Below are 22,999 nucleotides of genomic sequence, written 5' to 3' on the forward strand. Positions count from 1 at the left end.
GTATTTTATAATTTAACAAGAGTTTGATTATATGTGTACCATTAAAAAATTTAAGACGTTGGAAAATGCAACATTTTATTAAAATTGTTGTTTTTTTATAGAAGAAGTGAGGAGGAGCATAAAAAAGAGAAGGATAACATTCATTTAAAATTCGTTATCCTTCTCTTTATGATATGTATAAATTTAAGCTACGAAATATCCGATAAGACAAATTGCACCAATGAGTACAAATAAAACGCCAGGTAAATATATTTTTTCTCTAAGATCAATATCTTGTCTATATGCGACGAAGCTACTAATAGAGATGAGTATGATACCCACTACTAGTAAAATAATAGAAAGTATAAGCATCAACTCAGCCTCCTTCATATCAAAATTGATGAAAATGGTGTTCTCTTAATTTTATTATATTAGGAACAGACAAATTTTTATAGCGATTTATTAATATAATGTAAAAATGTTATCATTTTTATAGTTATTTATTAATAAAATTTATAATAAATTTACATTTAATAAAATAATTAAAAGGAGTAGAAAATGAATTCTACAAGAATTGTTTTCTACTCCTTTGGTTATATAAATGATCTTTTCATCTCATTGACGTCTAAATACTTTCATTTTTTAAAGAATAGATTAATGTCATAAAGTTTTGAATAAAAGCAGTGAGATGATGATCTGCCCGGTAAACGATAGAGATATAACTTGAAGGTGGGCCTTCTTTTAATGACTTGCCAATAATATTAGGATGATGGAATAAGGTGCTTTGACTTACAAGACTCAGATAATTAGAATCTTTAATAATGGTTAATATACTACTAATACTATTTGATTCCATATGAACATTTAAATCAATAAAATTGTTTTTTCGCCAATCATCAATACTTTCTCGTGTTGAACCACTACTATGAATAATGAAACGATACGCATTTAAATCTTCTAATGAAATATCTGTTTTTGAAGCCAAAGGATGTCTTTTATCCATTGCGATAACAAGTGGATTTTCTTGAAGACGTTTCACTTTCAATTCTTTTTCATTGAATCCTTTTTCTGAAATAACGCCGATATCAATCTCTCTATCTTTTATTTTCTTTAGTATCATAGGAGCAGTATCTACAATTAAATTCATATCAATATTTGGATAATCATGCATATATTTTTTTAAAGTGGTAGGAAGAATACTATAAATAGGTGCATGACTTGCTCCAACGCGTAAAGTCCCACGTTTAGATTGTTTGAATTCTTCAATCATATGTGTTGTTTCATCAATTAAATTTAGCATTTTATTAGAATTACGATAAAGTAAGTCTCCAGCATCTGTTAAATTGAAACATTTCCCTTTTTTAAAATATAAGGGTATTCCAAGTTCGTTATTTAAATTTTTTAGATGAAATGTTACAGTTGGTTGCGTTATCCCCAGTTTTTCAGCAACAGCATTTTCATTCTGCAATTCAACAAAATTTTTAAAAATCATCATTTGTTTTGTATTCATAAATTAATTCCCCAAAATATATAAATTTTTTCTATTCTATTGTTTATATTAAAGAAAGAATTTTGAGGTTACGTTAATAAATTGTTTAAAGTTAGTTAATGTTGATACATTATAATGGAATATACAGTATTATCAGTAGAGGATTGAATAAACATTTTGTTACGCTCTCATGTATTAAATTAAAAATTGAGGGTAATAACAATGTTGCTTAACAAATCTTACAACATAAAGCATTTACATTTAAGGAGAGATTTACATGTCAGAAAGGCTACTTGTGATTTCTGATATTCATGGACATCGAAAAGCCCTTTCCATACTTTTAAAACGAGCAAAATATAATCCCAAAAAAGATCAACTCGTACTTATGGGGGATTATGTCAATAATGGGCCGGATTCATTTGGAACATTAAAATTGGTTAAAAGGTTAAAACGACGTGGTGCGCTTGCTTTAGCAGGTAATCATGAAATGCGCTGGTTAAATAGTAAAGATAAAAAGATTAAGCGTTGGCATCCGTTCTTACGTGAATTATCTGCTGTTGAAGTGATTGGTAATTATATTTTTGCACATGCAGGAATAGATACCAATAAACCTTTGAATAAGCAGATTAAAGAATATACTACTGGACATTATTCACATTCGCTTAATCGTCAGATTCCTAAAAATAAATATTTAGTTCATGGTCATGTACCGAATGATCGCTATGGATTAAAGAAAGACGAGATTTATAAAAATAAAAATGAATTATCTATAGATACAGGCGCAGGACACAATAAGTTTTTATCGCTGATTGATTTAACAGGTCAATATCAGTATTCAGTAGAGGTAACGAATATTCGAAAAATGAATATAAAACGCTTAAAAATATAATAGTTAATGATGTTTAATCTTTGATTAAAACGAATAAATAAAAATATAATAAGACATTCAAGTTTTATGTAAAATGTTATATAATGAAATGGAATATCACTAAAAAAGGGTGGCATTAATGAATAAAAATACGCAAAACAAAAATCGTAAAATGTCGAAGCTAAGTTCGTATTTAAAAGTGTCATGTTCAGCTTTAATATTAAGTAGTTCACTTGTAGGTTACGGGTTTACTAAAGATGCATTTGCAGCAACACAAGATGCAGAAACAGCAACTTCTGAAACTACAACACATGTTCAAAAAGATTTACAAGATGCAATGAATAAAGCGAAAAAAGACATTAAGCAACTAAAACATTTAAGTGCAGTTGAGTTAAAAAGTTATAAAGAAGATATTGAAAGTGCTAAAAATCAGAATGAAATTAAAAATATAATCAAAGAAGCGAAAAAAGAAAATAAAGTAACAGCACAAGAAAACACAACTGACGTTTCAAACAAGGATAATAGCACTGAATCATCTAGCACTCAAGATGTTTCAACAGAAGAAGAAGAAAAGGCTACAACAAGTAACGACACTTCTGCTGATAATACATCTAATATATCAAATGAATTAGATAACATCGTATCAGATCTAGATACTTTATCTAATAAAGTTGATAGCGGTCAACAAAAAGATGCAACAACATCAAATGAATCTTCGTCTTCTGAATCAAATACTTCTGAAAACACAACTGATGAAGTAACGAAAGAGGAACCTACTACGGAAGAATCACCAAAAGAAATGCCAACAACAGAGAAACCTTCAAACCAAACAACCTCTTCTAAATCAGAAACGTCTATTGTTGATAAATTAGATAGTATTAAAAATGATATTGATAGTGCTAAAAAAGACATCGAAAGTTCAAAAGAAAACGATTCTAATCAATTACCAAGTGATGAAAATAGTACAGAAGAGGAGACAACTGAATCATCTAGTATTCAAGATGCGCCAACAACAGAAAATACAACACATTCTAATTCAAACCATCATATATTAGAGGGATTAGCTAAATTAAACGATACTCATAAAGATCAAGACTTAGATACAGATGCACGATATCATCAATTTGATAAAGTGAATCGCCAATTATCTGAAGCTGAAAAAATTAATCAAGCTATTGCTAAAATTGAAAATAATAAAGATGATGCCAGTCATTTATATATCAATCGTAAATTAGATCAATTATCTGATTTACGTGATAACATTCAACATCAAGCTGATTTAGCGAAAAAAGATAAACAAGCTATTGATAATGACATTGAAACCGTACGTAAAAATATAGAGAATAACCGTGATATTATTCTTAATCGCTTGCAACAAGTGTCTGACAAACAACGCGCAGCTGAAGATATATTAAACAGTGTGTTTAGTAAAAATGAAGCGCAACACATCTTGAAAAATATTAAAACAAAAGGGCAGTCTGACAAACAAATTGCAGATCAGATTATGAAACAAATTGATGGATTAACTTCAACAACAAGTGATGACATTTTAAAATCTATGTTAGAACAAGCTACTAATAAAGAGGATTTATTAAAAACAATTTTATCTACACGTTTAGGCCAAAATGAAGCGGCTACTATTGCGAAACGATTAGCCAATGACCATTTAACAAATTCACAAATTGTTGATCGCTTAAAACAAGCATTTAATCAACATGGGCTTGTGTCTAGTGATGATATTTTAAATGATATTTTAGATAAAACGTCTAATCGTAAACAAGCCATTGAAACAATGTTAGCAACAAAATTAAACCAAGCAAAAGCGAACGCTTTAGCTGATATTATTTCAAGAGTACAATCTGATAAAGCGAATGCTTTGGATTTAGTGAAAAGTACAATTAATGGTAAAGCCAATGACTTATTACAACTTCAAAATAGCTTAGGTCAAGCCAAAAATAGATTAAACTATATTCTTGATCCAATTGTAAATCGACCATCATTATTAGATCGTATTACGGGTAACACAAGTGGTTCCAATCTCGGTTCAAATCTATTAGGTAATGGATTAGATTTACTAGGTGGTTTAACTGGAAGTCATTTATTAGGCAATCTTCCTTCAGGTAGTAGTTTGCTTGATGGATTAACAAATGGAAACAGCTTACTTGACGGTATAAGTGATATTCCTAATCCAACACAAGGCTTATCATTAGGTCATTTAGGCGATGATGGTTTACTTAGCGGTTTATTTAATAGTGATGGAAATTTATCATTACCTGCAACAGGTGAAGCCATTAAGAAAAACTGGATTCCGATTGCAGCAGTGATTGCTATTGCAGGTGGGGCACTTGTATGGTTCAGTCGTCGTAAACATCACCAATCTAATAACTAAACCAAATAAATAGGAGTAAATAATTAATGCCATTGAACATTAATTATTTACTCTATTTTTATATGGTGAGTTGTTGCACTTAAATGGACAACTCAACATATGTAAAAGATGTATCCAAAGTATGAATAATAATCTATTTACTTTACATCATCATTGAATGTCATATGCATTAGACATAAACTTAAAGTATGAAAAAACAATTTGAAAATGACTCAATTGTAATTATGACGTAGTACATGTTGAAGTGATTAAGATTAAAGGGGTGGGGAGCATGGAACACAGTGAAGGTGTATCTCATACAGTATCTGATAACAAAGAGAAAAAACGGTTTCGATTAAAAATGCCTGGTGCATTTACAATTTTATTTATTTTAACCATTATTGCAGTGTTAGCAACTTGGATTGTGCCAGCAGGTGCGTATTCTAAGCTTTCTTATCATGCAGGAGCGCATGAATTTAAGATTGTCGATGCACATCATAAAACAACGACAGTCCCAGGGACACAAGATCAACTTGACAAATTAGGTGTCAAGATTGATGTGAACCAATTTAAATCAGGTGCTATCAATAAACCGGTATCGATTCCTGGAACTTACGAGCGCTTGAAACAAAAGCCAGCGGGTCCCGATCAAATTACGACAAGTATGGTAAATGGAACGATTGAAGCTGTCGATGTCATGGTATTTATTCTTGTGCTTGGTGGTTTAATAGGCGTCGTACAAACGAGTGGTGCTTTTGAATCGGGATTATTAGCATTAACTAAAAAAACTAAAGGACATGAATTTTTACTGGTCTTTATGGTATCCATCTTAATGATTTTAGGTGGAACGTTATGTGGCATTGAAGAAGAAGCGGTCGCTTTCTATCCAGTGTTGGTACCTATCTTTATAGCGATGGGCTATGATTCCATTATATGTGTAGGGTCTATTTTCCTGGCGAGTTCTATTGGGAGTACGTTTTCAACCGTTAACCCTTTTTCAGTAGTCATCGCCTCTAATGCTGCAGGAACAACCTTTGTAGATGGATTATATTGGCGTATTGCTGGACTTATTGTAGCAACCATCTTTACGATAGGATATTTATATTGGTATGCAAAACGCATTAAAAAAAATCCCAAACGATCATACACTTATGATGATAAAGTGAAGTTTGAACGACAATGGTCAGTGATTAAGAATAATAGTGAAGACAGTATCTTTACCTTACGTGAAAAAATTATTTTAATACTCTTTATCTTGCCATTCCCAATTATGGTTTGGGGCGTCATGACTCAGGGATGGTGGTTCCCGATTATGGCGTCTATGTTTTTAGCCTTTACCATTGTGATTATGCTTATTGTCGCATTAGGTAAGAATGGATTAGGTGAGAAAAAAGTGGTCGATGCATTTGTTAATGGTGCATCAAGCTTAGTAGGCGTATCATTAATCATTGGTCTTGCACGTGGTATTAATAGGATTATGAATGATGGACTGATTTCAGATACAGTGTTACATTTTTCATCATCACTCGTAAAACATGCGAATGGCCCACTGTTTATTCTTGTATTATTGATTATCTTTTTCTTCCTAGGATTTATTATTCCTTCATCATCAGGATTGGCTGTACTTGCCATGCCAATATTTGCACCACTTGCTGATACAGTAGGTATTCCTCGATTTGTGATTGTTACAGCGTATCAATTTGGACAATATGCGATGCTATTTTTAGCACCAACAGGATTGATTATGGCTACATTACAAATGTTGGATATGAAATATTCACATTGGTTTAAATTTGTATGGCCAATTGTCGTTTTTGTATTTATCTTTGGCGGTGGCTTATTAGTTGCCCAAGTATTAGTATATTCATAATAAAAAGCCATTGAGTTTCAAATTTTTGAAACTCAATGGCTTTTTTATGCATTTATTTAGGTTGAATGTAGTGTAAAGATGAGGCAGTATCCGCATCAATTTGACGATATGATACAATACCCAATCCTTTTACATTTGATTCTGAAATAATGATTGAGCCATCATCATTGACTTTTTCAACGAAAGCAACGTGGCCATATAACGCACTTGCTCCAGATTGGCCTGCTTCAAATACAACTGCTGTATGATTTTTAGGGGTTGTACTTACATTATACCCTGCGTCTTCAGCGCTATTATCCCAGTTATGTGCATCGCCCCAATGACCGCCTACATGTTTATCAAATTGTTGAACACGTTCGTACACATACCAAGTACATTGACCATATGGATACGGTGAAGCAACATCTGAAATTGAAAATGGCTTAAATGCACTTCCTGAAACATCTGTGCCACTACTTCCTGTTGATGTTGAGTATTTATCTAAATCAGGCATGTGTTTTTTATCAAAATCAGTTAAATTGTAATGTTCAATTAAGCTATTTAATTTCGTTGCATAGTTTGGATCAGTCGCATAAGTTTGGCTTAAATGACGTGTTGCTGAACGATAACTTGGTGCAATATTTTTCCAAGATGATTTATAAATTGTAGGATTACCGTCAATACCATGTTTGATTAAATCAGCATAATCTTTTAATGAAGCTTTAAGATTTGGATATTTACGGAAACTAGCATTAATACTAAAAATATTATTATTACTACTAGCTTCAAGTGTATTGAAGTTAACTGAAGCACCTTTATAACTACCTTTCATACCGAATAAATTGTAGTTTGGTGCTTGTGCAAGAGCGCTATTACCTGAACTTGATTCTAAAATAGCCTGCGCAATCATAACAGAAGCATAAATATCATTATCTTGCCCAATTTTATGCGCATCTTTGGCAATAGATGTAATAAATTCACGTGTTGCTTTATTTTCTACCACTGCCATGTTTCCATTAGTAACATTGTTCCCATCTAATTGTGGTACATCTTGGAATAAACTTATAGCGCGTGTATTACTTTGTTTAAAATCATTTTCAAATGATTGTGGTACTTCTTGTTTATGTTTTAGTTGTTTCTCCGTTGGCAATTGCGGATTGTCTTTATTTGTGTCTAGTTGGTCTTGAGTTGTTGATGTATCTTTTTTTGAATCTTCATTTTGTGATGCTTGAGATGTGCTGTCTTTTTTAGATGATGTATAGTCTTTATGTGTTTGTGTTGCTTTATCACTATATTTATCAAGAAGCGCATCTAGTACATCCTCTGATTGTTGACGATCTTTATTAGGTGTTGCTTGCTCTTCTTGAGAGGTTTGAGATGTTGTATTTTTTGTTGTTTGCTGTGATGTTGATTGATTGCCATTTTCAGATGTCGAGGACTCATTAGTATTAGAATCATTTAAATCTGAAGCTAATTGATTCAATGAATCTAAGGCTTTGCTTACGCTAGAATCATCAGTTGAATAATTGTTATTACTGTTACTATATTTAAATGATGACTCAGACGATTGATCTGACTGGTTATTTTCTGTTAGTACCTCAGATTGATTTGATGGTGTGGTATGACTATTTGACTTATCAGATGAGTCTTGAGGTGATGGATCAATTGTTGTGTGTTGATGTGATGATTCAGTACGATCTTCATCTGAAGAAGTTGTATTCGTTGCATTTTTGTCATCATTAGTATTAGATGAAGATGAATCACTTTCAACATGTTCATATTTAGAAATATCATCATCAAAATGGAATAAAGATGAAATCAAACTTGTTAAACTAAAGCCATTTTCAAAGTGACTAGGATCTAAAAAGTTTGATGAGAATGAATGATTTGAACCATTCATGTTAAATACAGATAATGGTGTATGATACGTGTCTTCATCTTTAGTATGAGATGAACGATTATTTTTCGAATGTGTTGATGATGGTTTAGAATGAGAAGCGGCATCTTCATTTGAAACTGTGTCTGATTGACTTTCTTTTGACTGAGAGTCTTGCTTTTTATTATTATCAGAGCTATCAGAAGTTGAATCTTCTGAAGATGGAGTTTCATTGCTTTCAGTACGTGTTGTTTCTGATGTAGAAGTTGAATCCTCATTATTTGATTCAGATGTTTTAGTTTGTTTTGTAGTCTCTTCAGCTTGAGCAACACTAGACGTAAATGTTGGTAAAACCAGAGTTGTAGTTAGCAAATATATCATGAATTTTTGCTTCGACATCAATAAACGCTCCTTACTTTTGTATAATATATTTTATAAATCCGTCTTAAGTCAGACGATTTCTATCGTATTTTAACGTAGCATTAGCTTTGTCGCTAAAATTATTTTCTGCTATAATGCATGAGTACCATTTTAATTGTTGATGTATATCAACTAATTATGGCATTCGTGATAAAAGTATTATACTAATTCTACGATATAAAAAACAATGTTTTAAATCATATTGATATAAATTCTTAATATTTCATTTTTAGGAGAGTGAAAATGAAGAACGCGTTTAAATTATTTTTGACAGACTTAAAGCGTGTCGCTAAAACACCTGCTGCTTGGGTAATTCTAGGCGGTTTGGCAATTTTACCTTCATTTTACGCATGGTTTAATTTATGGGCAATGTGGGATCCATATAGTAATACAGGTCATATTAAAGTGGCAGTTGTAAACGAAGACCAAGGCGATAAAATTCGAGGTAAGAAAATTAATGTAGGTAATACGCTCGAAGACACATTGAAGAACAATGATAAATTTGATTGGCAATTTGTCAGTCGGGAGAAAGCAGATCATGAAATACGAATGGGTAAATATTATGCAGGAATTTATATACCTAAGAAATTTACACATCAAATTACGGGAACACTTCGTAAACATCCAGAAAAAGCAGATATTACATATAAAGTGAACCAAAAAATTAATGCTGTCGCCCCTAAAATGACTGATACCGGTTCGACAATTATTGTTGATGAAGCCAATAAACAATTTAATACTACTGTAACGAAAGCATTATTGAAAGAAGCAAATAAAGTAGGTCTTCAAATTGAAGACGAAGTACCAACTATCGATAAAATTAAAAATGCAGTATATGCTGCCCATCAATCTTTACCTAAATTGAATAAAATTGCAGATAGAATTGTTTATCTTAATGATCATCAAGATCAGCTTGATCAATATGCGAATCAATTCCGTGATTTAGATAACTATAAAGATGATATTTTAAATGCTCAACAAAAATTAAATGATGTCAATGCAGCGATTCCTTCTTTAAATCAAAAAGCAAAACTAATTCTCGCATTGAATGAATATATGCCTAACATTCAGAAATTAGTGAATGTAGCAGCAGATGATATTCCTCAGACATTCCCTAAAATTAATAGAGGGGTAGAGATTGCGAGTCAAGGATTAGACTTAGCTAATCAACAACTTAATGATGCGCAAGGTTATTTAGGTATGGCTAAGCAACGTGTTGGTGATTATCAAGAGGCAACTAGGCGAGCACAAGCCGTTAATGGTAATGTGAATAATAATTTACGACAACAAAGTGCGACAACTAATGACAACGGTATGCCTCAATATACGATTCAAAAACTAAGTAATAGTTCGAATAATGATCAATTACCTAATGGTCAGATTCTTTCGAATGAAGATGTTAAATCAATGAATAGTGGACTTGCTGAAGCATTACTTGCATTATCTTCAAATGCGGATAAGCAAGCTAAGGCATCACAATCTGATGTAAAAGCATTAAGAGATATAACGTATGGTGTCATTGCCTCTAATCGTCCAACAGAATATAATGACATGCTTCGAAATATTAAAGGACGTTTAGAAAACACTTCAAAATACAATCAACAATTGATTGATGTATTAAAAGAATTACAACAACGTGAACATGTGAATTTAGCACCACAAATTAAACGAATCGAAAGTACCAATAACCGTATTAATGATACGTTACGTTCTACTAACCAATTGATTGATGCATTATCAAGTGGTGGTAAAGGTAGTGCGGAGTCTATTAATGTATTAAGAAGCTTGCCAGCTTTAAATTCTGGTTTAGGTAGTTATAGAGATTACATTAAAGATAATTTAAATCATCGTTTACTTGTAGTTTCTAATGATATTACAAAACAATTAAGTGAAGGCCAAGTTGTATTATCAGATGTGCAATCTAAATTAAATACGATTAATCAAGTGATTCAAGCAGGTCAAGATATTGTAGGTAATGGTCAAACTCGTATTGCAACACTTCAAAGTGAATTACCATCACTTGAAGCGGGATATATTGAAGCAACTCAAACTGCTAAAAATTACTTCCCAACAGTACGAAAAAATGTAGCAAAAGCTGCAGACTTTGTACGTAATGATTTACCTGATTTAGAACAACGTCTTGCGAATGCAACAGCTACTGTTAATGCTAACTTACCAACATTATTTGATAAGTATGATAATGCAGTAGATTTATTAGATGAGAATCAACCAAAAGCAAAAGAAGCTTTAGCGAATTTAGCGAACTTTGCACAAACAAAATTACCTGGTATCGAAAGAGATTTAAATAAGGCTAATGATATATTCAATCAATTGGACGATGACGATGCAGTAGATAAGCTTGTTAATAGTCTAAAAAATGATTTGAAAAAACAAGCAGATGTTATCGCAAACCCAATTAATAAGAAAACTGTGGATGTTTTCCCAGTCAGAGATTATGGTTCAGGGATGACACCATTCTATACAGCATTATCCATTTGGGTAGGCGCTTTATTATTAGTGAGTTTATTAACAGTGCATAACAAACATGAAGAATTAGCAGATCAGTTAACGAAACGGCAAGAATATCTTGGTAAAGGGATGTTCTTTATCTTGATGGGTGTATTACAAACCCTCATTGTTACAACAGGTGACTTATTCTTACTTCATGCGCAAGTAGAATCACCATTGCTCTTTGTACTCGTTGCATTATTTGGTGCAATTGTGTTTAATACCATTGTTTATACGTGTGTATCTATATTGGGTAACCCAGGTAAAGCGGTAGCCATCATTCTTTTAGTATTACAAATTGCAGGCGGTGGCGGTACCTTCCCAGTAGTTACACTACCTAAGTTCTTCCAAAACATTTCACCTTACTTACCATTTACGTACTTAATTGATTGTTTACGTGAAGTTGTAGGTGGTATTGTACCAGAAATTTTAATTACAAAATTAATTATATTTGGGCTCTTCGGTCTTGGTTTCTTCTTAATTGGATTTATTGCTAAACCATTCTTAGATCCAATTATGACTAAAATTGCAAAACGTGTAGAAGAAAGTAAAGTAACAGAATAGAAAATAAAATAGCCTGATTGATAATGAAACATCATTATCAGTCAGGCTATTATTTTTAATTAGATTTGTTATTAGATTCACTACTACGATGAGTGTGACTTTCAGTAGAAGACTGCGTACTTTGTTGCGATGAAGGTTTTTCTTCTGTTGAAGGTTGTTCAGTTGATGTTTGCTCTGAAGATGGTTTGTCTTCTGTGCTTTGAGATGTGGGTTGTTTTGATGTGTTACTTTCTGAACGATGTTGTGATGTGTTTGATGATTCACTTGTTTTTGGCTGTGTAGTCTGAACAGTAGAGGGACGTTGCGTCGTTTGTTGTTGTTCTTGTATTGATTGACTTGTTGACTCAGATTGCGCAGTGGTGCCATTGTCAGACTGACTTGTTTCATTAGATTGAACTGTATGACTTTCAGAAGTAGTTTCTTTTTTATCTTTCTTTTTAGTAGATTGTGTTTGATTTGGGTTAGATTGATTAGAATGAGTGGCTGCAAAAAAGACTGAAAATCCTAATGCCACAATAAGTAATATAATGACTATAGTTGCTAATATTTTTTTCAAATGATAGTCCTCCATTTTTAATTCATTTTTTTAGTTTATTATAATCAAAGTTCAACAAATAGGTAGTATGTATATAACCAAATCATATTACATTTTATTTACATAATTCTATGATAGATACATCTAAAGTACAGTGAATTAAGATAAAGAGTATGAGATAATAATAGTGAAATAAAAATCCATTAGAGAAAGAAGGACAATCATGAATAAAATAGTTAAATCTATAGCATCAGTTACTTTAGCATTTGGGACAGTATTAGGCGTAAGTACAGCTGTTTTACCAATCGAGGATACAGCGCATGCAGCTACAAAACCATATTATGTATATAACGGGTATGTAGATAAAGACGCAAAATTTGTAACCAATAAACATTTTATTAAAGCAGTTAAATATGGAAATGTAACAATGAATGGAATAAAATTTGAAAAAGTGCATAGTAATAAAAAACTTGAAAAATATAACCAAACATTTACTGGTGTAAGTAAAGATGGCAAAAAGGCGAATAAAGTTCAATTTAGTGTTAAAGGGGATCTGACATATAATCAATTGAAAAAAGCGTATGGCTCAGACTTTAAAAAAGTAAAGGGTACTCCAAGTGATAAAAAAAGTGGTATTTTCGAATATCAACCTAAGAAAGATGGATTAATTGTTTCTTTTGTTATCACACATGGAAGAACAGTAGAAGTAGATATTGGGTATGAAGGTGTCACAACAAGTAAATAAATGATAAATACGAGCGGAATTGAGTTCAATTTCCGCTCTTTTTTATTATTCAATGTGACATAATACTGCAAATTTGAGTTGCATTGTTTGTGAGCCATTTTCATTACTAATTGTAATATACCGCTTTAAAGTATCAATACGTTTAATATAAGCTGCAATAGAATGAATCGTACCATTTCTAAAATAACTAATCATAGCGAGTTGATGCGTTGTATATTTTTCAATTAATCGTCGATTCAGAATATTGAATTGATCATCCGACAAAGAGGGCATTGTTATTTTATTTTGATTTTTGATAAAAGCGTTTATGCGTTCATACTGTTCAGGCATCACTGCAAAAGGTGCCCACTTAATCATGCCACGTCCTTGTGGTATATTAGCGTCTAAATATTCTCTAGGAATGTTACGATAATCTGTTTCATGTTTGTATTGATCAGGAATCATTAAAATCACCTCGATAATATTATAGAACATATGTTCGTATTATTGAAGTGATTTCCTATAATATAAATAAATCTTATATTTAAAAATTAAAATAATGAATTTATATATCATAAGACCACAAGTTTAACAAAGGGGAAGTAAACTCGTGGCCTAGTATTGTTATGTAATATGACATTTTGTGAAGGAGTGAATAGGACTATTACTCCTAATTATAGTATACCACAATTTTATAAAAAAATATTTAAATAGATAGCTAATTACTATAAAGATTGTATAGATAAGAGTAATGAAGTATGATATGAGTAGTTTAAAGAGAAAGAGGAAGACGCATATGAAAAAGATAACAAAAGTATGTGTAGCTACGACAATAGCGTTTAGTACACTATTAGGTGCTAGCGTCACAGGTGCACTTGTTCAACAACCGACTGCCCACGCAGCAACGTCATCATATTACAACTATGATGGTTATGCTGGTCAAAATGCTTCATTCGTATTAGATAAACATTTTAAAAATGCGATTAAAGCTGAAAATGTTAAATTTAATGGCATTAAAATTAAATCGACAACATCAAATAAATCGGTATTGAAATATGATCAATACTTCAGAAATGTATCTAAAGATGGTAAAACTGCCTCGTTATTAGATATGGAAGTCAAAGGTCAACTTTCATTAACACAACTTAAAAAAGTATATAGTAAAGAGCTACAAAAAATTGATAATGGTAACAACAACACAACAGGTATTTATTACTATCAACCTAAACAAAATGGTATGACAGTTTGGTTTGATGTTAATAAAGGTAAAGTAGATAGAGTCGTATTAGGCTATAGTACAGTACAACAAGCAATGAATTAAATGGGTGATTGAAGTGAACGTATTCGCTTCAATCATTTTTTATACACATAGGCGAATAAATATTAAATGATTATATAAAGCTATTTCAAGTTGAAATTTTAAAATCCTCTTTTAATCAATAATTAAAAGGTTTTATTATTGGAAATTAACATTTAATGCTACGATAGAATTATATACATGAAATGTATATTTTGAATCGCTACTCCATGATAATGACATATCAATATACCATTTACTTGAAGGAGGAATACAAATGACAAAGGGGCCAATTCAAGTTAATAATGAAATCGGTACATTAAAAACAGTACTCTTAAAACGTCCAGGTAAAGAATTAGAAAATTTAGTGCCTGACCATTTAAGTGGACTATTATTCGATGATATTCCGTATTTAAAAGTGGCGCAAGAAGAGCATGATCAATTTGCAGAAACACTTAGAAATGAAGGGGTAGAAGTCGTTTATCTAGAACAACTTGCTGCTGAAGCAATTGAAAATGAAGATGTAAGACAGCAATTGATTGATGATATTTTATCAGAATCTCAAAAAACAATTTTAGGTCATGAGAAAGAAATTAAAACATATTTTTCAACATTATCAAATCAAGCATTAATTGAAACAATGATGTCTGGGATACGTAAAGAGGACATTCAACTTGAAACAACACATCTAGTGGAATATTTAGATGATCGTTATCCATTCTATTTAGATCCGATGCCCAATTTATATTTTACACGGGATCCACAAGCAAGTATTGGTAGAGGTATGTCGATCAATCGTATGTATTGGCGCGCAAGACGTCGTGAATCTATTTTTATGACATATATTCTAAAATATCATCCACGTTTTAAAGATGCAGATATACCGGTATGGCTTGATCGTACATCACCGTTTAACATCGAAGGTGGAGACGAGCTTGTGCTTTCTAAAGACGTATTAGCTATCGGTATTTCAGAACGTACATCAGCTGAAGCCATTGAGCGACTAGCAAGAAATATATTTAAAGACGACGATGCTACATTTAAAAAAGTACTTGCGATTGAAATACCCAATAGTCGTACATTTATGCATCTAGATACTGTATTTACAATGATTGATTATGATAAATTTACAGTGCATGCAGCTATTTTTAAAGAAGAGAATCATATGAATATCTTTACAATTGAGCAAGATGAAATGAAAGATGATATTAAAATTACACACTCTAGACAGCTACGAGAAACGTTAGCCAATGCATTAGGTGTAGATAACGTAGAATTTATACCTACTGGTAATGGAGATGTCATAGACGGCGCTAGAGAACAGTGGAACGATGGATCTAATACATTATGTATTCGCCCAGGCGTTGTGGTGACATACGATAGAAACTATGTCTCTAATCAATTATTACGTGATAAAGGTATTAAAGTGATTGAAATTAAAGGTAGTGAATTAGTACGTGGTCGTGGAGGTCCAAGATGTATGAGTCAACCTTTATTTAGAGAAGATATATAATGTTTTCACGTGAAACAATATATAGTCAAAAACGCTAGTCATTTGGCTAGCGTCTTTTTATATTAAAAAATATTCCATTAGTCTACAAAAAGTGTAAAATAGATATCATACTTATAAATTGGAAGGACGAAACAATATGGCATTTATGACTATTAATTATAAATCACCTACGATTGGGATGAATCAATCGTTTACAGCCATCGTTCCAGAAGACGATAGCTTTTTTAAACAACATGAACCTGTAAAACCTTTGAAAATGTTATTACTATTACATGGTTTATCAAGTGATGCGACATCGTATATGCGTTTCACAAGTATCGAACGTTATGCAGAAGCACATCAGTTGGCAGTGATTATGCCGAATGCAGATCACAGTGGTTATGCAAATATGGCTTTTGGTCATAACTACTATGACTATATATTAGAAATTTACAATTATGCACATCAAGTGTTACCAGTATCTAAAAAAAGAGAAGATAATTTTATTGCAGGTCATTCAATGGGAGGTTACGGAACCATAAAATTCGCTTTAACTCAAAGCCATTTATTCTCTAAAGCAGCGCCATTATCAGCAGTATTTGATGTACAATCATTACTCGATATTGAGTGGAATGACTTTGATCCCAAAGCCATTGCCGGTGAAGCTTTAAAAGTTAAAGGTACAGAGTTAGATACCTATCACTTAGTGGATGAAGCGGTTGATAAAGGCGCAACAGTTCCAGAACTCTTTATTCAATGTGGCACAGAAGACTTCTTATATGATGATAATCAACGATTTATGACATATTTAGATGAAAAAGGTATCAATTATAAATATGAAGAAAGACCTGGGGAACATGATTATGCTTTTTGGGACAAAGCAATTGAACGTACCATTGAATGGTTAGTAGAGGAATAAAAAAACATCCCTTTGTGATGAGACGTCGCAAAGGGATGTTTCGTTTTATTTAATGATTTCAATTGTAAATGGAACAACAAAATCTTCGCCCTTATTCATTGCAAGAATAGCTAAAATAGTATAGACAAAACCAGCAATACCTACAACGAATAAAGTTAAGTAACCAATTAACACTACAGTTAAAACTAAACTTTCAAATTAGCGAATGCCATCGATCAACCCATCAAACATGTTGATACATCTGGTAATAATAGATAACCAAAAATAAGAAATAGATACTTTTTCTATTTCTTATTTTTTAATTCATAAACTAATTTGAGTTATTATTTTGAGTATCTTAAAATAATGACAAGTATTAATTATTTTAGGTTTTTCGTAAATATAAAAGAAGCTACTCTAAATCAATAAGGAGCGTAAGTTTAGTGTACAGATAATTACATAACCTCGGTCGTTATTTTTCTAGTATTTTCGCTGATATGTGGCATGGCGCTTGTTGAGAACAATAGTACAAAAGTTTCCGTTGTGGCAGTAGGAGATAATTTAATTCATCCTGTGGTCTATCATGATGCACAACATTCTGATGGCACATTTAATTTTAAACCAATGTATTCTAATATAAAGAAAGACATAGCTAGGCCTGACTTAGCTTTTGTCAATCAAGAGTCTCCGCTTGGTGGGGATGATATTCCATTTTCAGGATTTAAACGATTCAACACACCTAGTCAAGTAGCAAGTGACATTGTTGCAACAGGGTTCGATGTGATTAATGGTGCAAATAATCACTCCTTAGATCAAGGGGATAGAGGGGTCACAAATCATATACAGACTTGGGAAAAATTTGATCATAACGTATTGTTTACAGGAATATACAATTCGAAAAAAAAGGCGAATCGTGTACATACCATTTCTAAAAATGGTGTGAAAATCAGTGTATTAAGTTATACATACGGAACAAATGATATGGTCTCAAACTATCCATATACAGTAAAAACGTTTGACGAGACTACTATTAAACATGATATACGAAAAGTCAAACAACAAAGTGACGTGGTCATGGTGTCGGCACATTGGGGAAATGAAAATCACCATACACCAAATAAAACACAGAAGAAGTACGCTCAATTATTTGCAAATGAGGGTGTAGACGTCGTCATTGGTACGCATCCACATGTGATTCAACCAGTAAAGTGGGTTAAAGCAAAAAACCATCATCATAAAACGTTGATAGCCTATTCTTTAGGTAATTTTTTAAATGGACAGTATAGTGGAGATGAAAATAATCAATTGTTAGGAAGGATAAACTTCGATGTAGTAAAAGAACCTAAAGGTGTACATTTAGAAAATGTTAAATGGACAAGCATGGTCAATCATTACGAACAAGCACGTCCTACCAACAAACAAACACGTCAACATTTTAATATTTACAATCTAGATGATTACACACCACAATTAGCACAGAAACATGGACTACAGTATGATTCAGACAGTGAATGGAATATCAAACATTTATAGGATATTACAAAAGATGTAATCGATCGAACATTTTTAAATGAAAAAAGTTTATAAAAAAGAGCGACTAAATATGTATTAATGACATATTTAGTCGCCTTTAACTCATTTATTCAAAATTGTCCCTTTTTGTGCGACAATTGTTTGATTATCTTGAACATCTTCCATTACTAAAGCTTGAGCACCAATTTTAACGTTATTACCTATTGTTATGCCACCTAATATTGTGGCTCCAGATCCTATAAGTACGTTATTACCAATTACAGGAGTACCATGTTTACTACGTCCACCAATTGTAACGTTTTGAAGAATTTTACAATTATCCCCAATTATAGCCCTCTCATGTATTACACATCCTAAACCACTATGTGCAAATTTTGTTCCTTTACCAATTTTAACTGTTCTAGGAACATCAGTAGCAAAAATTAAACGATTCATTTGTTGCATAAGTCTAGGAATAACTGGAATATTATGTTTTTGAAGCTTAGTCATTAGAAAAATAGATTTATTCATTAAAGACACAGTCTACGACCTCCTCTACTTTATGTAAATAATAAATAAATTTTCCAGAATAATCAATAATTAAAAAAAGAGTTTGAATAAAAATTAAACACGTGAAATTTAATTTTTATTTAAAATATTTATAATAGAACTTATTAAATAAAGCTACTATGTGTTTAATTATTGACATACATAGTAGCTTTCAATTTATTTAATTGTTCTCCCAATATCCATTATTTGTTTTGATTAGCGAATGATTTAGAGATATCACGTAGTGTTTGAGGTGCGTCATCCCATTTCATTGTGACTTCAGTGAAGTGCATGTGATTTGGATGGGTATTAATATCATCAAACGTTTCTTTTAAATCTTTTGAAGTTTTAACATCATGGACTTTCACGCTATCTCCACCAAATACGTTTGGTAATGCTTTGTAATCCCACATGTTGATATCATTATAGGGCTCTTCCATACCATGAATGAGACGTTCAACAGTATAACCATCATTATTAATTAAGAAAATCACAGGTTTAATATCTTGGCGAATCATTGTTGATAATTCTTGAACAGTCAATTGGAATGACCCATCACCAATTAATAAGATATGACGACGGTGTGGGTTAGCTAATTGGGAACCTAATGTAGCTGGTAATGTGTAACCAATTGAACCCCATAAAGGTTGACCGATAAATGACATATTTTTAGGTAAAGCTAAACTGTAAGCCCCAAAGAAGGATGATCCCTGTTCTGCGATTAATACATCATCGCCACCAATAAAGTCTTGCATCATTTTAAAGTAAATATCTTGAGTTAACGTATCATCAGTTAATTCATAGTCACCTGATTTTGGTTGTTGATAAGAAGGGAATGAATGTTTATTTGTATAATCTATCGTACTTAACGCTTCTAAGAATTCAGGCAATGCAATTTCTGTATCACTCGTATCGTTTAATTTAAATAGACGATGATTAATCATGACCACGTCGTTAATATCAAATTGATATGAAAAGCCTGCAGTAGCTGAGTCAGTTAATTTGGCACCAATATTTAGAATAGCATCGCTATGATTGACATAGTCTTTAATGTCATCTTTAGCAATTTCCCCATCATAAATACCCATATAGTGTGGGTTTTCTTCATTAAATGCCCCTTTACCTAACGATAATTGAACAACTGGAATATTCGTTTTATTGACAAATTGTTCTAATTCATCATGTAGATGAAAACTATTGATTTCATGACCTGCAATAATTAATGGTTGTTGAGCTGAACGTAATTTATCAGCCACCATATCTATATATTGAGATACATCTTGTTGAGGTGCGTTTTCAACTTTGAATGGTTGTTCAACTTCAATGTCTGACATAGCCACATCAATAGGTAAGTGAATGTGTACTGGACGACGTTCTTGAAGCGCTGCATTGATTACTCTAGGGATTTCAGTTGTTGCATTTTCAGGCGTGATATAGGCTTGTGCTGTTGTAATCGGTTCAAACATGTATCGATAGCTATCAAAGCGTCCTTCACCTAAAGAGTGATGCACATATTTGCCTGCCTTTTCAACAGCTCTTGTTGGTGCACCTGTGATAGCAATGACCGGAACACGTTCTGCATATGAGCCTGCAATACCATTGACGGCACTTAATTCTCCAACACCGAATGTTGTTACGAGTACGCCTAGTCCGTTCATACGTGCGTAACCATCAGCGGTATAAGCACCATTTAGTTCATTCGTTGTTCCAACCCATTCAACGCCTTCATGACTTACGATGTCATCTAAAAATGCTAGATTAAAATCTCCTGGTACACCAAATATTTTATTGACACCTGCTTCATGTACTGCATCCATTAAATATTGTCCTACACGTTGTTTCATATTCAATTCCACCTTTGTATTGCTTTTGTTTACATATATAGGATAAGCCTGGTTATAAATAAAGTCAACATTATTGACCTTTTGGTGAAAATCGTTAGAAAATTTACTATAATGATTAATAATGACTTTGAAAAGGAACGAATGAATATGGATCGAAATAAAAATGATTATGAGCACATGCTATTTTATTTCGCTTACAAAACGTTTGTGACGACTGCAGATGAAATTATCGAAAAATATGGTATGAGTCGACAACACCATCGCTTTTTATTTTTTATCAATAAATTGCCTGGTATTACGATTAAGCAGTTACTAAACATGTTAGAAATATCAAAGCAAGGGTCTCACGCAACATTGAAAAAGTTAAAAGAAGAAGCATTAATTATTGAACAGCAATCTGAAGAAGATCGAAGAGTAAAGCAATTATTTCCCACGCCTAAAGGAAGTAAACTAGTAGAGAAATTAAATAAAGCACAAGATGAATTAATGCAACAAACGTTCCAAAAAGTTGGAAAAGATTGGTATGCGATCATGGAAGAATTATCGAATTATCGTGAAGGGTTTCAAGATATTAAACATTTAAAAGATGAAAAAGAATCATAAAAAAGAAGCTAAACGGATGTACATCGACAGTTCAGCTGTTTCTATACAATTTTAAGGAAAAAATATACTGTCTATGATCAATAAAGATGAAAAGTTAATTCAACTTATTTCAAAAGAATTAAAGATATTTACATTTAATGTACAACGTACGATAGGATATTTGACTGTAATAAAACCAAATAATATTGCAGATTACAATATAAAATGTTAAGGGGTCAATTAGAATTAACACTAGATCTTCGAAAATCATTTTTTAGTAATGGTGATGATTCGTCAAAAGCACGTAAAAATGAAAAAATTGGACATCAACAATGGATCATTTTGCGATAGCCATAAATAATGCAATTCGAAAGTATATGTTTTAATATAGAAGAGGTTAGAGTAAAGTAGAATGTTAAGATATCACATGTTAGCGTTTTAATTTTCTAACCTTATTTCATTTATAGAAAGAAAGTAGTGTAAAATGTGGCACCACGTTATATCGCAAGAATTTATTTTATAGTGCTTTTTATTATTTCATTGTTTGTACCGCGAATACTTAACTTTATGACATTAAATCTATTCTTAGCCTATATTCCTCTAGAGCTTTGCTTGCTTTTAAAGTTATTTAAACCAAAGGAAACTAAAGAGTGGCCTTTATTTATTGTATTTGCACTTATTTTTATACTATTAGTTCCCAATACGTTCTATATGGTTACAGACTTAATCCATCTTAATAATTTTAAATTCAATTTCTTAGTCAGTTTAAATTTAATTGAATGGTTTGCGTTTGCGTATTTACTGGCAGGTGTCTTTTTTGCAATCTATTGTATGATCTTTATATTTATCAGCTTAGAACATTTTACTTCTAATATATGGCTTAATCGATGCTTAGTACTGAGTTTAATGTTTCTAAATGGGATAGGCATATATGTTGGACGTTTTTTAAGATTCCATACAGTTTATCTGATTACACGACCATTAACGATTACGCATCAAGTGTTTGATGCCATCGATTTAAAAAGTGTTATTTTTATTATGCTTATGGTATTATTACAAGCCATTCTTATATTATTTGTGAAAGGAGTACGATTAATAAAATGATTCGCATACTACTCCTCTTAGTCATTGTGATTATATTACAAGTAATAATTAAGCATTTTCTTAGTGACATAGAGTTAGATTCAAAGTATAAAAATATGATTACTTATGTACCATTAGGTTTAGGATTGTTTTTTGTTCAAAATGTATATTATGAACGTAAGTATCCACATTGGGAGGTACCACTTAAAGAAAAGCTAAATTTAAAATATATTTATCTTTTTACTTTCTTAGAGTTTGTTGCGATATATATTTGTTTATTTGTGATGAAAAATTAAATATTATTGTCAATACATTCTCTAAAATGACATAAATATAACGCAATTTGTTCGATTGACTTTAAAATTAATAGCAATTGAGTGTATAATAGATTTAGTCTAGACTTGTTTTTTGACAAAACAAATCTAATTTACGCTAAAAATTAAAAGGAGTGACAATAATGAAAAAACTTTTAGTTACAACTATTATTGGTTTTGTAGGCTATATTGCTTTCAAAAAATATCAAAACAAAGTAAACGAAATGCCAAATATTGAATATTAATAA

The 22,999-nt window shown here is 31.8% G+C and carries 20 protein-coding genes and 1 pseudogene; 13 read left to right on the plus strand and 8 right to left on the minus strand.

Annotated elements, in window-relative coordinates:
- Positions 1-183 precede the first annotated feature (183 nt).
- Together NST64_RS01065 and NST64_RS01070 are read right to left on the minus strand one after the other, a co-directional pair.
- Positions 184-351, minus strand: a complete 168-nt coding sequence (locus NST64_RS01065; protein WP_002449294.1) for a hypothetical protein — start codon at positions 349-351, stop codon at positions 184-186.
- 253 nt (positions 352-604) lie between these two features.
- A complete protein-coding gene (locus NST64_RS01070; RefSeq protein ID WP_107632362.1) occupies positions 605-1,489 on the minus strand; it encodes a LysR family transcriptional regulator in 885 nt (294 codons plus the stop codon).
- 256 nt (positions 1,490-1,745) lie between these two features.
- Between NST64_RS01070 and NST64_RS01075 the strand changes: the two genes are divergently transcribed.
- The 3 genes from NST64_RS01075 (at position 1,746) to NST64_RS01085 (ending at position 6,574) form a co-directional block, all read left to right on the plus strand.
- Positions 1,746-2,357: a metallophosphoesterase gene (locus NST64_RS01075; RefSeq protein ID WP_019834763.1), complete on the plus strand. Its 612-nt coding sequence runs from the start codon at positions 1,746-1,748 to the stop codon at positions 2,355-2,357.
- 118 nt (positions 2,358-2,475) lie between these two features.
- Positions 2,476-4,725 carry an LPXTG cell wall anchor domain-containing protein gene (locus tag NST64_RS01080; RefSeq protein WP_049418034.1) on the plus strand — a complete coding sequence of 750 codons (2,250 nt, stop codon included), beginning with the start codon at positions 2,476-2,478 and terminating at the stop codon, positions 4,723-4,725.
- Positions 4,726-4,996: 271 nt separating this feature from the next.
- On the plus strand, positions 4,997-6,574 hold the full coding sequence (locus NST64_RS01085) for a YfcC family protein (protein WP_049415800.1): 1,578 nt from the start codon (positions 4,997-4,999) through the stop codon (positions 6,572-6,574).
- Positions 6,575-6,626: 52 nt separating this feature from the next.
- Here the strand turns inward: NST64_RS01085 and NST64_RS01090 are convergent, their stop codons facing one another.
- Positions 6,627-8,828: an amidase domain-containing protein gene (locus tag NST64_RS01090; protein WP_049418032.1), complete on the minus strand. Its 2,202-nt coding sequence runs from the start codon at positions 8,826-8,828 to the stop codon at positions 6,627-6,629.
- Positions 8,829-9,092: 264 nt separating this feature from the next.
- On the opposite strand from NST64_RS01090, the gene NST64_RS01095 reads away from it, so the two are divergent.
- Entirely contained in the window at positions 9,093-11,921 is a 2,829-nt protein-coding gene (locus NST64_RS01095) for a YhgE/Pip domain-containing protein (RefSeq protein ID WP_002488243.1), read from the plus strand.
- A 55-nt stretch (positions 11,922-11,976) separates the two neighbouring features.
- Here the strand turns inward: NST64_RS01095 and NST64_RS01100 are convergent, their stop codons facing one another.
- Positions 11,977-12,477: a hypothetical protein gene (locus tag NST64_RS01100; RefSeq protein WP_049418028.1), complete on the minus strand. Its 501-nt coding sequence runs from the start codon at positions 12,475-12,477 to the stop codon at positions 11,977-11,979.
- Between the two features lie 202 nt (positions 12,478-12,679).
- Between NST64_RS01100 and isaB (NST64_RS01105) the strand changes: the two genes are divergently transcribed.
- A complete protein-coding gene (gene isaB / locus NST64_RS01105) occupies positions 12,680-13,201 on the plus strand; it encodes an immunodominant staphylococcal antigen IsaB family protein (protein WP_107632359.1) in 522 nt (173 codons plus the stop codon).
- Positions 13,202-13,246: 45 nt separating this feature from the next.
- Here the strand turns inward: isaB (NST64_RS01105) and NST64_RS01110 are convergent, their stop codons facing one another.
- A complete protein-coding gene (locus NST64_RS01110; RefSeq protein WP_049418024.1) occupies positions 13,247-13,645 on the minus strand; it encodes a YolD-like family protein in 399 nt (132 codons plus the stop codon).
- A 331-nt stretch (positions 13,646-13,976) separates the two neighbouring features.
- Here NST64_RS01110 and isaB (NST64_RS01115) point away from each other — a divergent pair, with 331 nt between their 5' ends.
- The 3 genes from isaB (NST64_RS01115) (at position 13,977) to NST64_RS01125 (ending at position 16,888) form a co-directional block, all read left to right on the plus strand.
- Positions 13,977-14,501: an immunodominant staphylococcal antigen IsaB family protein gene (gene isaB / locus NST64_RS01115; protein ID WP_049418022.1), complete on the plus strand. Its 525-nt coding sequence runs from the start codon at positions 13,977-13,979 to the stop codon at positions 14,499-14,501.
- A 253-nt stretch (positions 14,502-14,754) separates the two neighbouring features.
- Positions 14,755-15,990, plus strand: coding sequence for an arginine deiminase (gene arcA / locus NST64_RS01120; RefSeq protein WP_049418021.1), 1,236 nt, complete (start codon positions 14,755-14,757; stop codon positions 15,988-15,990).
- Positions 15,991-16,126: 136 nt separating this feature from the next.
- Complete coding sequence (locus tag NST64_RS01125) at positions 16,127-16,888, plus strand: alpha/beta hydrolase (RefSeq protein WP_049418018.1); 762 nt, start codon at positions 16,127-16,129, stop codon at positions 16,886-16,888.
- A gap of 45 nt (positions 16,889-16,933) precedes the next feature.
- On the opposite strand, the pseudogene NST64_RS01130 reads toward NST64_RS01125, so the two are convergent.
- Positions 16,934-17,068 (minus strand): annotated as a pseudogene (locus tag NST64_RS01130) (DUF4870 domain-containing protein); the annotation flags it as partial.
- A 303-nt stretch (positions 17,069-17,371) separates the two neighbouring features.
- On the opposite strand from NST64_RS01130, the gene NST64_RS01135 reads away from it, so the two are divergent.
- Complete coding sequence (locus NST64_RS01135; protein ID WP_049418017.1) at positions 17,372-18,400, plus strand: CapA family protein; 1,029 nt, start codon at positions 17,372-17,374, stop codon at positions 18,398-18,400.
- Between the two features lie 102 nt (positions 18,401-18,502).
- Here NST64_RS01135 and NST64_RS01140 read toward each other — a convergent pair whose 3' ends face one another.
- Together NST64_RS01140 and NST64_RS01145 are read right to left on the minus strand one after the other, a co-directional pair.
- Entirely contained in the window at positions 18,503-18,910 is a 408-nt protein-coding gene (locus NST64_RS01140) for a serine O-acetyltransferase (protein WP_049418119.1), read from the minus strand.
- A gap of 221 nt (positions 18,911-19,131) precedes the next feature.
- A complete protein-coding gene (locus NST64_RS01145; RefSeq protein WP_049418015.1) occupies positions 19,132-20,772 on the minus strand; it encodes an alpha-keto acid decarboxylase family protein in 1,641 nt (546 codons plus the stop codon).
- A 147-nt stretch (positions 20,773-20,919) separates the two neighbouring features.
- Here NST64_RS01145 and NST64_RS01150 point away from each other — a divergent pair, with 147 nt between their 5' ends.
- The 4 genes from NST64_RS01150 to NST64_RS01165 all read left to right on the plus strand — a co-directional run bounded on the left by NST64_RS01150 (position 20,920) and on the right by NST64_RS01165 (position 22,996).
- Entirely contained in the window at positions 20,920-21,375 is a 456-nt protein-coding gene (locus NST64_RS01150) for a MarR family winged helix-turn-helix transcriptional regulator (RefSeq protein ID WP_049418012.1), read from the plus strand.
- Positions 21,376-21,840: 465 nt separating this feature from the next.
- Positions 21,841-22,458: a DUF1361 domain-containing protein gene (locus tag NST64_RS01155; protein WP_002449400.1), complete on the plus strand. Its 618-nt coding sequence runs from the start codon at positions 21,841-21,843 to the stop codon at positions 22,456-22,458.
- Positions 22,455-22,733, plus strand: coding sequence for a hypothetical protein (locus NST64_RS01160; RefSeq protein ID WP_039984105.1), 279 nt, complete (start codon positions 22,455-22,457; stop codon positions 22,731-22,733). The genes NST64_RS01155 and NST64_RS01160 overlap by 4 nt, the downstream gene beginning before the upstream one ends.
- A 161-nt stretch (positions 22,734-22,894) precedes the next feature.
- Complete coding sequence (locus NST64_RS01165; RefSeq protein WP_017175470.1) at positions 22,895-22,996, plus strand: SE2200 family small protein; 102 nt, start codon at positions 22,895-22,897, stop codon at positions 22,994-22,996.
- The last annotated feature ends 3 nt before the right edge of the window (positions 22,997-22,999 follow it).

The sequence above is a fragment of the Staphylococcus sp. FSL W8-1268 genome (assembly GCF_038003965.1).
In the GTDB taxonomy this organism is placed as follows: domain Bacteria; phylum Bacillota; class Bacilli; order Staphylococcales; family Staphylococcaceae; genus Staphylococcus; species Staphylococcus hominis.